At 71.8% G+C, this 13,519-nt stretch carries 15 protein-coding genes; 10 read left to right on the forward strand and 5 right to left on the reverse strand.

Going from position 1 to position 13,519, the window contains the following annotated elements; translation table 11 throughout:
* Positions 1 to 44: 44 nt before the first annotated feature.
* On the forward strand, positions 45 to 590 hold the full coding sequence (locus RMN56_RS30325; RefSeq protein WP_313721281.1) for an ATP-binding protein: 546 nt from the start codon (positions 45 to 47) through the stop codon (positions 588 to 590).
* Positions 591 to 837: 247 nt separating this feature from the next.
* Complete coding sequence (locus tag RMN56_RS30330; protein ID WP_313721282.1) at positions 838 to 1,449, forward strand: helix-turn-helix domain-containing protein; 612 nt, start codon at positions 838 to 840, stop codon at positions 1,447 to 1,449.
* Between the two features lie 123 nt (positions 1,450 to 1,572).
* On the opposite strand, the gene RMN56_RS30335 is transcribed toward RMN56_RS30330, so the two are convergent.
* Both RMN56_RS30335 and RMN56_RS30340 read right to left on the reverse strand, forming a co-directional pair.
* Positions 1,573 to 1,893, reverse strand: coding sequence for a DMT family transporter (locus RMN56_RS30335; protein ID WP_313721283.1), 321 nt, complete (start codon positions 1,891 to 1,893; stop codon positions 1,573 to 1,575).
* On the reverse strand, positions 1,890 to 2,570 hold the full coding sequence (locus tag RMN56_RS30340) for an FMN-dependent NADH-azoreductase (RefSeq protein ID WP_313721284.1): 681 nt from the start codon (positions 2,568 to 2,570) through the stop codon (positions 1,890 to 1,892). The genes RMN56_RS30335 and RMN56_RS30340 overlap by 4 nt, the downstream gene beginning before the upstream one ends.
* Positions 2,571 to 2,736: 166 nt before the next feature.
* Between RMN56_RS30340 and RMN56_RS30345 the strand changes: the two genes are divergently transcribed.
* A complete protein-coding gene (locus RMN56_RS30345) occupies positions 2,737 to 3,279 on the forward strand; it encodes a GNAT family N-acetyltransferase (protein WP_313721285.1) in 543 nt (180 codons plus the stop codon).
* Between the two features lie 9 nt (positions 3,280 to 3,288).
* On the opposite strand, the gene RMN56_RS30350 is transcribed toward RMN56_RS30345, so the two are convergent.
* Both RMN56_RS30350 and RMN56_RS30355 read right to left on the reverse strand, forming a co-directional pair.
* Positions 3,289 to 4,443: a mandelate racemase/muconate lactonizing enzyme family protein gene (locus RMN56_RS30350; protein WP_313721286.1), complete on the reverse strand. Its 1,155-nt coding sequence runs from the start codon at positions 4,441 to 4,443 to the stop codon at positions 3,289 to 3,291.
* The gene (locus RMN56_RS30355; protein ID WP_313721287.1) at positions 4,440 to 5,438 is read right to left on the reverse strand and encodes a LacI family DNA-binding transcriptional regulator; all 999 of its coding nucleotides are present in this window, start codon (positions 5,436 to 5,438) and stop codon (positions 4,440 to 4,442) included. The genes RMN56_RS30350 and RMN56_RS30355 overlap by 4 nt, the downstream gene beginning before the upstream one ends.
* Positions 5,439 to 5,665: 227 nt before the next feature.
* Between RMN56_RS30355 and RMN56_RS30360 the strand changes: the two genes are divergently transcribed.
* From RMN56_RS30360 to RMN56_RS30390, 7 genes are read left to right on the forward strand one after another with little or no spacing between them, the layout of a single operon-like run.
* Complete coding sequence (locus RMN56_RS30360) at positions 5,666 to 6,544, forward strand: ABC transporter permease (protein ID WP_313721288.1); 879 nt, start codon at positions 5,666 to 5,668, stop codon at positions 6,542 to 6,544.
* Positions 6,545 to 6,560: 16 nt separating this feature from the next.
* Positions 6,561 to 7,580 carry an ABC transporter substrate-binding protein gene (locus tag RMN56_RS30365; protein WP_313721289.1) on the forward strand — a complete coding sequence of 340 codons (1,020 nt, stop codon included), beginning with the start codon at positions 6,561 to 6,563 and terminating at the stop codon, positions 7,578 to 7,580.
* Positions 7,581 to 7,585: 5 nt separating this feature from the next.
* Positions 7,586 to 8,407, forward strand: a complete 822-nt coding sequence (locus RMN56_RS30370; RefSeq protein ID WP_313721290.1) for an ABC transporter ATP-binding protein — start codon at positions 7,586 to 7,588, stop codon at positions 8,405 to 8,407.
* A 19-nt stretch (positions 8,408 to 8,426) separates the two neighbouring features.
* Positions 8,427 to 9,578, forward strand: coding sequence for a Gfo/Idh/MocA family protein (locus RMN56_RS30375; RefSeq protein ID WP_313721291.1), 1,152 nt, complete (start codon positions 8,427 to 8,429; stop codon positions 9,576 to 9,578).
* Positions 9,575 to 10,738, forward strand: coding sequence for a dihydrodipicolinate synthase family protein (locus tag RMN56_RS30380; protein ID WP_313721292.1), 1,164 nt, complete (start codon positions 9,575 to 9,577; stop codon positions 10,736 to 10,738). Before RMN56_RS30375 ends, RMN56_RS30380 begins: the two co-directional genes overlap by 4 nt.
* Positions 10,735 to 11,577 (forward strand): sugar phosphate isomerase/epimerase family protein, encoded by an 843-nt coding sequence (locus RMN56_RS30385; protein WP_313721294.1) that lies wholly within the window; start codon positions 10,735 to 10,737, stop codon positions 11,575 to 11,577. Before RMN56_RS30380 ends, RMN56_RS30385 begins: the two co-directional genes overlap by 4 nt.
* Positions 11,577 to 12,668, forward strand: coding sequence for a glycerate kinase (locus tag RMN56_RS30390; RefSeq protein ID WP_313721295.1), 1,092 nt, complete (start codon positions 11,577 to 11,579; stop codon positions 12,666 to 12,668). The genes RMN56_RS30385 and RMN56_RS30390 overlap by 1 nt, the downstream gene beginning before the upstream one ends.
* A gap of 57 nt (positions 12,669 to 12,725) precedes the next feature.
* Here the strand turns inward: RMN56_RS30390 and RMN56_RS30395 are convergent, their stop codons facing one another.
* The gene (locus tag RMN56_RS30395; RefSeq protein ID WP_313721296.1) at positions 12,726 to 13,514 is read right to left on the reverse strand and encodes a hypothetical protein; all 789 of its coding nucleotides are present in this window, start codon (positions 13,512 to 13,514) and stop codon (positions 12,726 to 12,728) included.
* Between the last annotated feature and the right edge of the window lie 5 nt (positions 13,515 to 13,519).

A 13,519-nucleotide genomic window follows, 5' to 3' on the forward strand; every position in this document is an offset into this window, starting at 1 on the left:
ACTCGGGCTGGGAGGGGCCTACGTAGGGTCGATGCGTGGTATGAGTGTTGGTAACGGGCATGTCGGGGGCGGGTAAGACCACGCTTCTAACTGAGCTGTCCCGTCGCGGCTACGAAACGGTCGACACCGACTATGACAGTTGGACATCGCCGGACGGCGACTGGGAGGAGCCGCGGATGGCAGCTCTGCTCGCAGATCGGCCCGTGGTAGTTGTATCGGGGACGGTGGCGAACCAGGGACACTTCTACGACCGTTTCGACCACGTCGTCCTGCTGACGGCGCCACTCGGCGTCCTACTCGATCGGGTTGCGGAGCGGTCGACCAATCCGTACGGGAAGACAGCCGAGCATCGCGCCGAGATCGCGCGCTACGTCCGCGAGGTGGAGCCGTTGCTCCGACGCGGCGCAACGCTGGAACTCGACGGCCAACGCCCAGTGGGCGAGCTGGCCGACATCATCGAGCAGTTGCTCGGTCCGGCGTCCCGGCCGCCCGGCGGCGGGCGAGCCATCCGGCCAGGCCGACCAGCACCAGCGCCTCCGCGACCAGGATCGCAACAGCCCGCCCGCCGCCGGTCCAGCGGGCCAGCGTGACTTACCAGTAGCGCACGAGCAGCGTGAGCAGCGTGACCGCGAACGCCAACGAGGCCAGCCCGTAGAGGGCGTAGGCGGCCCGGTCGCGGCGCCGGTAGCCGCGCACCGCCTGCGGCCGCGGCGGAGCAGTCGACCCCAGAAGCGGAAGCTGTCGCTCCGCAGGTCGGCCAGGTTCACGGCGTGGCTGAGCATGTAGCTGTGACAGGCCGGCCATTCGGACGGCGCGTCCACTTGCTAGCCTGAGCTGGTGAACCGCCGCACCGACCTGTCGACCGGCGATCCGACCGGCGCTCGCGCTGACGGTGAGCGGGCCGACGCGGCCAGGAATCGGGCACGGGTGCTTGCCGCCGCCCGGAAACTGTTCATCGACGGCGATCCTCGAAGCGTGACGATGGAGGACATCGCCCGCGCGGCCGGCGTAGGACGCGCGACTCTCTATCGGCGCTATCCGGACACCGCGTCGATCGCCCAGGCTCTACTCGACGAGCACGAGCGCGGCCTGCAGCAGCGAATGATGTCCGGCCCCCCGCCGCTCGGTCCCGGCGCTCCACCCGCCGAGCGGCTGGCTGCCTTCTACGCCGCGATGGTGGAGTTGCTCGAGCAAAACCTGCCGCTCGTGCTCGGCGCCGAGTTCGGGCCGGCGCGCTTCGCCACCGGGGCGTACGGCTTCTGGCGGGCACATGCGCGGGTGCTGCTGGCGCAGGCCGCCGTGCCGCAGGTCGACGCGCTCGTCGACGTCCTGCTCGCACCGCTCGCTCCGGACGTCTACCAGTACCAGCGCGAGCAGCGTCGGCTCACCCCGGAGCAGATCACCACCGCGCTGCGTGCCCTCGCCGTCGGCGTTCTCCGCGGCGGATGAGCCGTGCGGGATGGGTCCGGTGGTCGCTCCCGGACCCAGTCCGCGGCCATCCCCGTCATGCCCGGTGAGAGCCGTCCGCGCCGGGCGGTCGTACGGGTGGACAGTGCGGTGATCCCCCGGCCCTCACTCCGGGTTGGTGACACGGGCGAGCACGATGCCGCCGATGATCAGGGCCAGTGCGGCGAACCGGCCGATACTGACCGGGTCCTTGTGCAGGACGATGCCCAGCGAGATCGCCCCGATCGCGCCGATGCCGGTGAACACGGCGTATGCGGTGCCGACCGGCAGGTCCCGCATCGCGCGCGACAGCAGGTAGACGGCCGCAGCTCCGAGGACGAAACAGATCAGGGTCGGCAGCGGCCTGGTGAAGTTCTGGGTGGGCTTGATGCTCTGCGACCAGACGATCTCGACGAGGCCGGCCAGCACCAGAATCAGCCAACTCATCCGGCGCCGCCGGCCGTAACGGGCTCACCGGCGGCCAGGACGCGACCCAGGTCGTACGCCGCCCGCTTGGCTTCGGCGTACGAAGCAGCGTAGGACTCGCGCCACCTCTCCAGCGTCGGGTCGACGGTCGAGTTCACGAACTCGGCGTTGATGACGGTGACGTCGTCCACCTGGAAGTGACCCCGGAAGAAGTCACGCAGGTAACGCTCCTGGTGGTCGACCGGCTCACGGGGCGTGCCGGGTGCGTACGAGCCGCCGCGAGCCGAGACGACGACCACCTTGACGTCCAACGAAGCGCGCGGGAACGTCACCTGGTCGATCCACAACTTCAGGCTCGCCGGGATCGAGAAGTTGTACATCGGGACGCCGATGAGCAGCACATCGGCCGCGAGCAGCTCGGTCAGCAACGGCTCGACGACGGCCCAGGCCTCCCGCTGCGCCGGGGTACGCACCCCCTCGGCAAGGCGGCTCGGATCGGTGATGCCGTGCTCGAGGGCGTAGTCGCAGAGCTCGGTCCACGCCTCCCCGATCACCGGGACCGGATTCGCGGCGAGATCCCGGTAGGAGTAGGCGCTCTCCGGACTTGCCGCCCGCCACCCGTCGGCGAACAACCTGCCCAGCGCGCGGGAGTGCGAGGCGCGGCGCGCGCTGGTGTCCAGGTGCAGCAGATTGGCCATGACACCTTCCCCTTCTTCCCGACATGCGGACATCGTGTCCGCTTACGAGTGCCAACGCTAACAACTAACTGGACGCAGCGTCCACTTATTGTCGACCCCCTCCACAACCCGGGTGATCCGTCCGCGAGTCTTGATCGCTGCCACGTCTGCTGATTGGCTGACCGGCATGACCGAGCTCGGACCCGTCGCCTGGCCGCCCGAGCCGATCCGGACCGAGCGGCTCGTGCTCCGTGCGTCCGAGGCCCGGGACCGTCCGGCGTTCGTCGAGCTGCTGGCGTCGCCGAAGGTGCACACCTACCTCGGCGGCCCGCGCCGGCGTCACGAGCTCGAGCGCGAGTTGCCCGAGGTGCCCGAGCGGTGGCCCGGGAGTTTCGTCGTCGACCTCGACGGGGCGATGATCGGCCAGATCCTGCTCCGGAGAGCGACCGGGCACCGTCGCCCGGCTGCCGTGGGGAAGGTCGACCTCGGTTACCTGTTCCTGCCTCGGGCGTGGGGATCCGGGTACGCCGACGAGGCGTGCGCCGCGGCGCTCGACTGGTTCGACCGTGTGCTTCCCGGCGAGCCGGTGGTGCTCACCACCCAGACCGCCAACGTCGGCTCGATGCACCTCGCGGCGAAGCTGGGATTCACCGAGGTGGAACGGTTCCAGGCCTGGGACGCCGAGCAGTGGCTCGGCCAGCGGCCCCCGGTCCCGCCGCCGGGCGGGTAACCAGGCGCCCTACCGGGCGAGCACGTCGACGGCGAGCTCCCGCACCACCGACTCGTCCACGTCCACGCCAAGCCCCGGCCCCGTCGGAACGTGGGCGACGCCGTCCCGCACCTCGACCGTCGCCCCGGTGGCGTAGGAGGAGGTGAGGAACTGCCGACCGTTGAGGTCGACGGGTGTGTCGATGCCGTACGCGGCGAACAGGTGCAACGAGGCGGCCAGCCCCAGGTCGGAGTCGGTGAGCCCGGAGCCCATGAGCCGCACCCCGGCGTCCTCGGCGAGCGCGCAGAGCCGCCGCGACAGCGTCAGCCCGCCGCTGCGCTGCACCTTGGCGATGGCCACGTCGACCGCGTCGAGTTTCACGAAGGTCGCCAGGTCGTTGGGGTGGCGCAGGCTCTCGTCGAGGGCGACGGGAATCGGCGAGGACTCCCGCAGCCGGCGCTGCCCGGCCACGTCGTTGGCCGGCAGCGGCTGCTCGAAGGTGGTGACGTCGTACTCGGCCAACCGGCGGGCCATCCGCAGCGCCCCGTCGACGGTGTAGCCCTGGTTGGCGTCCACCCAGAGCGCCGCGTCGGGCGCGGCCTCGCGCACGGCCCGCACCACGGCGGCGTCCTCGGCCTCGCTGTGCAGGCCGACCTTCACCTTGAACGCCCGGTAGCCGAGTTCGGCGCCCTCCGCGACGGCGTCGGCGACCTCCCCGGCGGTCTGCCCGGAGACGATCCAGCCGAGCTCGATGGTGTCCCGGCGGCGCTGCCCCCACAGCACCCCGACCGGTACGCCGAGAGCACGGCCGAGCAGGTCGTGCAGGGCGATGTCGACAGCGCTCTTGGCCAGCGGCGAGCCGATGGTGAAGCCGCGGTTGATCGCGCGGTCGAAGGCGGTGGTGACGCCGTCGAGGTCCCAGGCGGGACGGCCGAGGATGGCCGGGGCGAGGTAGCGGTCGATGGTGGTGACGATGGACTCGGCGGTCTCGTAGGTCCAGGCCGGGATCGGGGTGGCCTCGCCCCAGCCCGTGACGCCACCGGCGGTGACCTTCACGAGCACCCGGATGCTGGGCGTGCCGGCGACGGCCACCGAACCACCGGAGACGCCGAACGAGCGGATGGTGGGCAGCGCGACGGCGTACGTCCGGACCGCGTCGATGGTCAGGCCGGCGAGCGGGGTCACGAGCCCACCTTCGCGGTGCTGCCGCGCAGGACCACTTCGCCGCCCATCCGCAGGAGCCGCCGCCGTCGCCCGTTGTTCTCGGTGAGCGCCAGCTCCATGGCCTTCTCCCCGAGGCGTTGCAGCGGCAGCGCCACCGTGGTCAGCGCCGGGGTGAGGTCACGGACGATCGGGATGTCGTCGAAGCCGGCGACGGAGATGTCGCCCGGGACGGACAGGCCCTGGTCGCGCAGCGCCGCGCAGGCGCCGATGGCCATCACGTCGGTCAGGGCGAACACGCAGGTGGCCGCCGAGCCCCGGGCCAGCAGCTCGGACATCGCGCCGTACCCGCCGTCGCGGGTGAAGGGGCCCTCGACGATGTCAGCCGGGTCGAGCGCCACGCCGGCCTTGGCCAGCTCGTCACGGAAGCCGCCGAGCCGGTCGGCGACGGTGGTGAGCGCCCGCGGCCCGGAGAGCACGGCGAAGCGGCGGTGGCCGAGGTCGAGCAGGGCGCGGGCCATGGCGGCGGCGCCGGCCCGGTTCTCCGGCAGCACGCTGTCGACCTTGAGGCTGCGGTGCCGGCTGACCACGGCGACCCGACCGCCACCGTCCAGATAGGGCCTCAGCTCGGCCTCCAGGGCGCGCTCCCAGCGGACGTCCTCGAAGCCGGAGCCGATCAGCAGGATGGCCGGGGCCCGCTCGGCGCGCAGCATCGACACGTACGCGATCTCGCGCTCCGGGTCGCGGAAGGTGCTGGCCAGCATGACGAGCAGGCCGTTGTCCCCGGCGACCCGCATGACGCCGCCGGCGACGGCGGCGAAGTAGGGGTCGGTGACGTCGTGGCAGATGACGCCGACGGTGCGGTGGGAGGCGCCGGCCAGGGCCCGGGCGTGCGCGTTGGGGGTGTACGCCAGCTTCTCGGCGGCGGCGATGACCCGGTCCCGCAGTTGCGGGGTGACACGCATGCCGTTGAGCGCCCGGGAGGCGGTGGCCAGCGAGACGTCGGCGGCTCTGGCCACGTCTTCCAAGGTCACGTGCGCCCGTGGCTGCATCGCTTCCCCCTGCGAAAGTTCTTGACCGGATTATTTCGGCGTGGTTACCGTAGCACCCTGAAAGCGCTTACTGAAAGCGCATTCAGGGCCGGTTCCCCGTCCTCACCGGGGTCGTCCGGCCCTGCCGACGGCACGCGCCTACCCAGCGGCTGAGTACCCGGAAACCGCCGGCCAGCCAGGGAGAACGGAGGGTCATGGCCGCGCAGAGCACCATCGAGCAACGGGAGCGCACCGCTCCCGCCGGCGCCACCACGTCGGCCGCCCGCCGCACGGGCGGGGCGGGCGCCGGCCTGCTGCGGTTCGCCCGCAACACCTGGCGCCCGGCCGCGGTCCTCGTGGCCATCCTCCTCGTCTGGTGGGTGGTCACCGCCGCGGACCTGGTGAAGCCCTACCTGGTTCCCTCACCCGGCACGACGCTGGACGTCGTCCTCGCCCAGCCGGGCTACTTCGCGCACCACACCTGGATCACCACGTACGAGACGGTGCTGGGCTTCGCCATCGCCATCGTGGTCGGCGTGCTCTCCGCCGTGGTCATGGTCTACTCCCCCACCGTCGAGAAGAGCCTCTACCCACTGCTGCTGTTCGCGCAGGTCATCCCGAAGATCGCGATCGCGCCGCTGTTCATCGTGTGGCTCGGCTTCGGGCTCTCGCCCAAGGTCGTCGTCGCGGTCCTCATGGCCTTCTTCCCGATCGTCATCTCCACGGTCACCGGCATGAAGTCGATCGACCCGGAGATGCTGCAACTGTCGGCGACCATGGGCGCGGGGCAGGCCCAGACGTTCCGGAAGATCCGGTTCCCCGCCGCCCTGCCGCACCTGTTCTCCGGCTTGAAGGTCGCCGCCACCATGGCCGTCACGGGCGCCGTCGTCGGTGAGTTCGTCGGCGCCAACGAGGGCCTCGGCTACGTGATCCTGCAGGCCAACGGCAATCTCGACACCCCGACCCTCTTCGCCGGGCTGATCATCATGTCGCTGCTCGGCGTGATCCTCTTCGTCGTCGTGGAACTGCTGGAGTACCTCGTGCTGCCCTGGCACGCCAGCCGCCGCACCGACGCCGCCACCACCACCCTGTGAACAGGAGAACCCTCGGATGAAGTTGCGTACTTTCGCCGCCGCGCTCCTGCCGGCAGCACTCCTTCTGGCCACCACCGCCTGCGGCTCGTCCTCCGACAAGCAGGAGAAGAACGCGCAGGGCCTCGACAAGGTCACCCTGACCCTCAACTGGTACCCGTACGGTGAGCACGCGCCGTTCTACCTGGGCAAGAAGCAGGGCATCTACGCCAAGCACGGCATCGACCTGACCATCCAGGCCGGGCAGGGCTCGCAGAAGACCGTGCAGGCCACCGCCGCCGGGCAGACCGACTTCGGCTGGGCCGACACCCCGGCGCTGCTGTCGGCCGTCGGCCAGGGGATGGACGTCAAGAGCGTCGGCGTCTTCCTGCAGACCACCCCGTCGTCGGTGCAGTTCTTCACCGACAAGAACGTGGCCTCCCCCGCCGACCTCAAGGGCAAGACCATCGCCTCCACGGCCGGTGACGCGCTGAGCAAGACCTTCCCGGCGTTCCTCAAGGCCAACGGTCTCGCCGCCAGCGACGTGACCCTGCAGAACACCGACCCGGCCGGCAAGATGGCCGCCGTCATGTCGGGCAAGACCGACGCGCTGCTCGGCTTCGCCACCGACCAGGGCCCGACCATGCAGGAGAAGGCCGGCAAGCCCGTCTCCTACCTGAAGTTCGCCGAGCACGGCCTGAACTTCTACAGCAACGGCCTGATCGCCTCGACCGACACCATCAAGAACAAGCAGGACCTGGTCAAGCGGATGGTCGCGGCCAGCAGCGAGGCGTGGTCCGCCGCCGAGAAGGACGCGGCCGGCGCGGTCGCCGCCATGGCGGGCGCCTCCCAGCAGCTCCCGTCGGAGAAGGTGCTGACCGACCAGTTCAACGCCACGCTGCAGCTGCTGCACACCGACGCCACCAAGGGGCAGGCCCCGGGCGTCAACGACGAGGCCGACTGGCAGAAGACCATCGCCGTCTTCGCCGACTCGGGTGTGATCACCAAGGCGGAGTCGCCGTCGGCGTACTGGGACGCGAGCTTCGCGCCGAAGGGATGAGACCGATGACGGTCGGCAACACCACCACGCAGCGCGCCGCGGACGCCACGGCGACCGGCGCCACGGTCGAGATCGACGAGGTCGCGGTCCGGTTCCACACCAAGAAGAAGGACGTCACGGCGCTGCGCGACGTCTCCCTGCGGATCGAGCCGGGCGAGTTCGTCGCCATCGTCGGCGCCTCCGGCTGCGGCAAGTCCACGCTGCTCAAGCTGGTGTCCGGCCTGCTGCGGCCGTCGTCGGGCCAGGTCCGCCTGCACGGCGAGGACGTGCGGGGGCCGCGGCGCGACATCGGGTACGTCTTCCAGCGCGCCGCCCTGCTGGAGTGGCGCACGGCCCGGCGCAACATCCTGCTCCAAGCCGAGATGCGGGGCATGCCCAAGGCGCAGGCCCGCCAGCGCGTCGACGAGCTGATCGCCATGACCGGGCTGACCGGCTTCGAGGACGCGTACCCGAACGAGCTCTCCGGTGGCATGCAGCAGCGCGTGGCCCTGTGCCGCGCGCTGCTGCACCGCCCCCCGGTGCTGCTCATGGACGAGCCGTTCGGGGCGCTCGACGCCCTCACCCGCGAGCAGATGAACGTCGAACTGCGGCGGATCTGGCGGGAGACCGGCACCACCGTCCTGCTGGTCACCCACTCCATCGCCGAGGCGGTCTACCTGGCCAACCGGGTGATCGTCATGACCCCTCGACCCGGCACCGTCGCCGAGGTCATCGATGTCGACCTCCCCGTCGAGCGGGACTACGGCCAGACGATGTCGGCGCCGGAGTTCGCCCGCGCCACGGGACGCATCCGGGACCTCCTGGGTGCGACGACGACCGCCGAATAACCACTGGAAGGACACACACGTGGAGCGCACGTCTATCGGGATCATCCTCAACGGGGTGACCGGCCGGATGGGGTACCGGCAGCACCTGGTCCGGTCCCTGCTCGCCATCCGCGAGCAGGGCGGCCTGCCCGCCCGCGACGGCAGCCGGATCTGGCCCGAGCTGACCCTGGTCGGCCGCAACGAGGCCAAGCTCGCCGAGATCGCCGCCCGGCACGGGCTGACGTCGTACACGACCGACCTGGACGCCGCGCTCGCCGACGACTCCCACCAGATCTACTTCGACGCGCAGGTCACCGCGCAGCGGGAGAAGGCCATCCGGGCGGCCATCGAGGCCGGCAAGCACATCTACACCGAGAAGCCGCTCGCCGAGGGGCTGACCGGCTCGCTGGAACTGGCCCGGCTCGCCGCCGCCCGGGGCGTCAAGAACGGCGTCGTGCAGGACAAGCTGTTCCTTCCCGGCCTGCGCAAGCTCAAGCGGCTGGTCGACAGCGGCTTCTTCGGCCGGATCCTGTCGGTGCGCGGCGAGTTCGGCTACTGGGTGTTCGAGGGTGACTGGCAGGACGCCCAGCGGCCGAGCTGGAACTACCGCACCGAGGACGGCGGCGGCATCACCGTGGACATGTTCCCGCACTGGCACTATGTCCTGGAGCAGATCTTCGCCCCGGTCACCGCGGTGACCGCGCACATCGCCACGCACATCCCCGAGCGGGTCGATGAGACCGGCCAGACCTACCGGGCCACCGCCGACGACGCCGCGTACGGCATCTTCGAGCTGGCCGGCGGCATCACCGCGCAGATCAACTCCTCCTGGGCGGTCCGGGTCTACCGGGACGAGCTGGTCGAGTTCCAGGTCGACGGCACGCACGGCAGCGCCGTGGCCGGCCTGCGCGAGTGCCGCATCCAGCACCGCGGCGCCACGCCCATGCCGGTGTGGAACCCGGACCTGCCGGTTACCGAGAACTTCCGCGCGCAGTGGCAGACCGTCCCCGACAACGAGGACTTCGACAACGGCTTCAAGGTGCAGTGGGAGGCGTTCCTGCGGCACGTCGTCGACGGCGAGCCGTTCCCGTGGGACTTCATGGCCGGGGTTCGGGGGGTGCAGCTCGCCGAGGCGGGGCTCCAGTCCGCCCGGGAGGGGCGGCGGGTCGAGATCGAGGAGATCCGACTGTGACCGTCCGCATCACCCTCCCCCGCCCCGACGGGGGCGCCGAGGAGCTGACCCTGCGCGAGCCGGCCGGCTGGCAGCGGCCGGCCACGCCGCCGGCCAGCCGGATCGCGTACGCCGCGGCGCACGTGGTCGCCGACCCGCACGCGGACAACGCGCCCGGCCGGCCCGCCCGGCTGGACTGGGACGCCACCCTGGCCGTCCGGCGCAACCTCTGGTCCTGGGGCCTCGGTGTCGCCGAGGCCATGGACACCGCCCAGCGCGGCATGGGGCTGGACTGGGCGGCCACCCGGGAGCTGATCCGGCGCAGCGCCGCCGAGGCCGCCGCCTGCGGCGGGCGCATCGTGGCCGGGGCGGCCACCGACCAGCTCACCGGCCTGCCGGACACCCTGGACGAGGTCGTCGGCGCGTACGCCGAGCAGGTCGCCTTCGTGCAGGAGTGCGGCGCGACTCCCGTGGTGATGGCCAGCCGGCAGCTCGCCGCGCTGGCCACCGGGCCCGACGACTACCTGCGCGTCTACGAGCAGGTGCTGCGGGAGACGTCCACGCCGGTGGTGCTGCACTGGCTCGGCGACATGTTCGACCCGGCCCTCGCCGGTTACTGGGGGTCGGCCGACCTGGACGAGGCGACCAAGACGTTCGTGTCGCTGGTGCAGGCGCACGCCGACCGGATCGACGGCGTGAAGGTGTCGCTGCTCGACGCCGCCCGCGAGGTGCGGCTGCGCGAACTGCTGCCGCCCACCGTGAAGGTCTACACCGGCGACGACTACCACTACCCGGAGCTGATCGCCGGTGACGGCCGCCGGTCCAGTCACGCGCTGCTCGGCGCGTTCGCGGCCATCGCACCGGCCGCGTCGGCGGCGCTGCAACGCCTCGACGCCGGAGACACGGCGGGTTTCCGGGAGATCCTCGACCCGACCGTGCCGCTGTCCCGGCAGGTCTTCGCCCCGCCGACGCAGTACTACAAGACCGGCATCGCCTTCCTGTCCTGGCTCAACGGCTTCCAGCCCGGCTTCATCATGGTGGGCGGCCTGCACAGCGGGCGCAGCGTGCCGCACCTGGTGGACGTGTTCCGGCTCGCCGACGCCGCCGGACTGCTGCTCGACCCGGACCTGGCCGTCGCGCGGATGCGCCGTTACCTGTCCGTCGCCGGGGTGTCGGCGTGAGCGCCCCGGTCGATCCGCGGCTGGCGAAGCTGTCACTCAACCAGCGCACCACCGAGTCCTGGTCGGTGCGGGAGGCCGTCGAGGGCTGTGTCCGCGCCGGCATCCCAGCGATCGGGCTGTGGCGCGAGCCGGTGGCCGAGATCGGGGTGGCTGCCGCCGCGAAGCTCGTCGCCGACGCGGGACTGCGGGTGTCCTCGCTGTGCCGGGGCGGGTTCCTCACCGCCGGCGGCGAGGCCGGCCGGGCCGCGCTGCAGGACAACCGGCGCGCCATCGACGAGGCCGCCGGACTGGGCACCGACTGCCTCGTCATGGTCGTCGGCGGCCTGCCGCCCGGCTCCCGCGACCTGATCGGCGCCCGGCAGCGAGTGGCCGACGCCCTGGCCGAGCTGGCCCCGTACGCGGGCGAGCGCGGTGTGCGCCTGGCGTTGGAGCCGTTGCACCCCATGTACTGCGCGGACCGCGCGGTGCTGTCCACCCTGGGGCAGGCGATCGACCTGGCCGAACCGTTCCCGGTCGCGCAGGTGGGGGTCGTCGTGGACACCTTTCACATCTGGTGGGACCCGGACGTCTGGCGGCAGATCGCCCGCGCCGGTGACCGCATCGCGAGCTTCCAGGTCTGCGACTTCCTCACCCCGCTCCCGGCCGACGTGCTGCTCGGCCGGGGCATGATGGGCGACGGGCACATCGACTTCCCGCCGTTCCGGCGGGCCGTCGAGGAGGCCGGTTACACCGGAGACACCGAGGTGGAGATCTTCAACGCCGAGGTGTGGGCGACCGACCCCGACGAGGTCCTCGCCACCATGAAGGACCGCTACCTCCGGCTCGTCCTCGCCGACTGATGCGGGTCGTCGTCGCGCCCGACTCGTTCAAGGGCTCCGCCACCGCCGGCGAGGCGGCCCGGGCCCTGGCCCGCGGCTGGCTGGCGCAGCGACCCGGCGACGACGTACGGCTGCTCCCCCTGGCCGACGGCGGCGAAGGCACGCTCGACGCCTTCGCCGCCGCCCGGCCCGACGCCGAGCGGCGCACCGTGACCGTGCCCGGGCCCGACGGCCGGCCGGTCAGCGCCGCCTGGCTGCTGCTGCCGGACCGGACCGCCGTGCTGGAGCTGGCCCAGTCCAGCGGGCTGCCGCTGATGGCCTCCCCGGACCCGCTCGGCGCGCACACCTACGGGCTCGGTGTGGTGGCGCGGACCGCACTCGACGCCGGAGCCACCCGCCTCGTGATCGGCCTCGGCGGCTCCGCGTCCACCGACGGCGGCACCGGCGCGCTGCGCGCCCTCGGCCTGCGGCTGCACGACGACCAAGGCGAGGACCTGCCGCTCGGCGGCGCGGCGCTGACCCAGCTGGCCCACCTCGACACCACCGACCTGGTGCCCCCGCCGCCCGGCGGCGTGCAACTGCTCGTCGACGTGACGGCGCCGCTGACCGGCCCGGCCGGGGCCGCCACCACCTACGGACCACAGAAGGGCGCCGGCCCGGCCGAGGTGGCGCTGCTGGACGCAGCGCTGGGCCGGTTCGCCGACCTCGCCGGCGGCTCGCCGGACCAACCGGGTGCCGGCGCGGCCGGCGGCACGGCGTACGGTCTCGCGGCGCTGTGGGACGCCCGGATCACGCCGGGCGCGGCGACGGTCGCCACGCTGGTCGGGTTGGGCGACGCGCTCGTCGGCGCGGACCTGGTGCTCACCGGCGAGGGGCGTTTCGACGAGACCTCGCTGACCGGCAAGGTGGTCGGCTCGCTGCTCGATGCGGCCGCGTCCGCCGGCGTACCCGTCGCGGTGGCCGCCGGGCAGGTCGCCGGACCGGTTCCCGGATCGGTGGCGGCGGTGTCACTGGTGGAACTCGCCGGCTCGCTGGACGCGGCCCTGAACGGCCCGACGACGTGGCTGGCCGAGGCCGGTGAGGCGCTGTCCCGGCGGCTGACCCGCGGGTAGCACGATGCTCCCCGTCGCATTGCGCGTCGTGGTGCTCGCCTGCCACCGGACGGACTGTCAGGAGTAGCGAAACTCCGCCGGCGAAACTGCTGTGCTGCCGCAGGTCGGTGGAGTCCCAGCGCATTCCACCCAGTGGTCCGTCCCGGCCATGACCCGGTATCCGTGCGGGCTCACGAAGCCGGTCGTCCGGAAGGGTTGGCCATGGTTCGTCACCTGGACTTTCTGCGACTCGCCGCCCACGACGAGGTCGAGATCAATGGCCCACTCCACCGTGCCCATGGTGGTGGCGGTCAGCTCGAAGACCTCGGTCTCCCCCCTGTCGAGGGTGAACCCGAAGAGCGGCAGCCGGCCGTCGACCTTGGTGGCGTACTCGGCCGACGGCACCGCTTCGTCCAGATTCATGGCGATCTGCCGCGGCGTGACGGTGCCCTGCCCGCCGCCGCAGGTCAGTGAGGTGCCGCCGGGGTCAGGGCGCTCCGAACGCCTGATGATGTGTGCGCGCATCCCCTGGATGAGCACACCCTTGTCGGACAGGCCCTGCGCCACCAGCCGCACCCTGGTGGCCTCCTGATCGACGCCGCCGTTGCGGTGCGCCCAGTCCACGATCGAGGGGCAGTCGAGCGGAGGACTTGTGGCGGGACGTGCAGTCGTGGGCATGACGAACGAGAACACGTCGTTTCCCCAGGTCGGCACGGTGGCGGGGTTGCTCACCAGATTGATCGCGATCGGCCGCTCGTCCTGCGGGTCGAGCGCCTTCGGAACATAGATTCCCGCCGCGGCGCCGATGACCGCCAGGACGGTGCCGCCGACCACGAACCACCAGCCCTTGCTGATGGACTGCAGCACCCGCC

The sequence above is a fragment of the Micromonospora halotolerans genome, from assembly GCF_032108445.1.
Taxonomy (GTDB): domain Bacteria; phylum Actinomycetota; class Actinomycetes; order Mycobacteriales; family Micromonosporaceae; genus Micromonospora; species Micromonospora halotolerans.

Bases quoted from the DNA above. Each gene is read 5' to 3' on its own strand.
- RMN56_RS30335 (WP_313721283.1), bottom strand. From the start codon at position 1,893: ATGAGTTGGCTGATTCTGGTGCTGGCCGGCCTCGTCGAGATCGTCTGG.
- RMN56_RS30340 (WP_313721284.1), bottom strand. From the start codon at position 2,570: ATGGCCAATCTGCTGCACCTGGACACCAGCGCGCGCCGCGCCTCGCAC.
- RMN56_RS30345 (WP_313721285.1), top strand. From the start codon at position 2,737: ATGACCGAGCTCGGACCCGTCGCCTGGCCGCCCGAGCCGATCCGGACC.
- RMN56_RS30360 (WP_313721288.1), top strand. From the start codon at position 5,666: ATGGCCGCGCAGAGCACCATCGAGCAACGGGAGCGCACCGCTCCCGCC.
- RMN56_RS30365 (WP_313721289.1), top strand. From the start codon at position 6,561: ATGAAGTTGCGTACTTTCGCCGCCGCGCTCCTGCCGGCAGCACTCCTT.
- RMN56_RS30370 (WP_313721290.1), top strand. From the start codon at position 7,586: ATGACGGTCGGCAACACCACCACGCAGCGCGCCGCGGACGCCACGGCG.
- RMN56_RS30390 (WP_313721295.1), top strand. From the start codon at position 11,577: ATGCGGGTCGTCGTCGCGCCCGACTCGTTCAAGGGCTCCGCCACCGCC.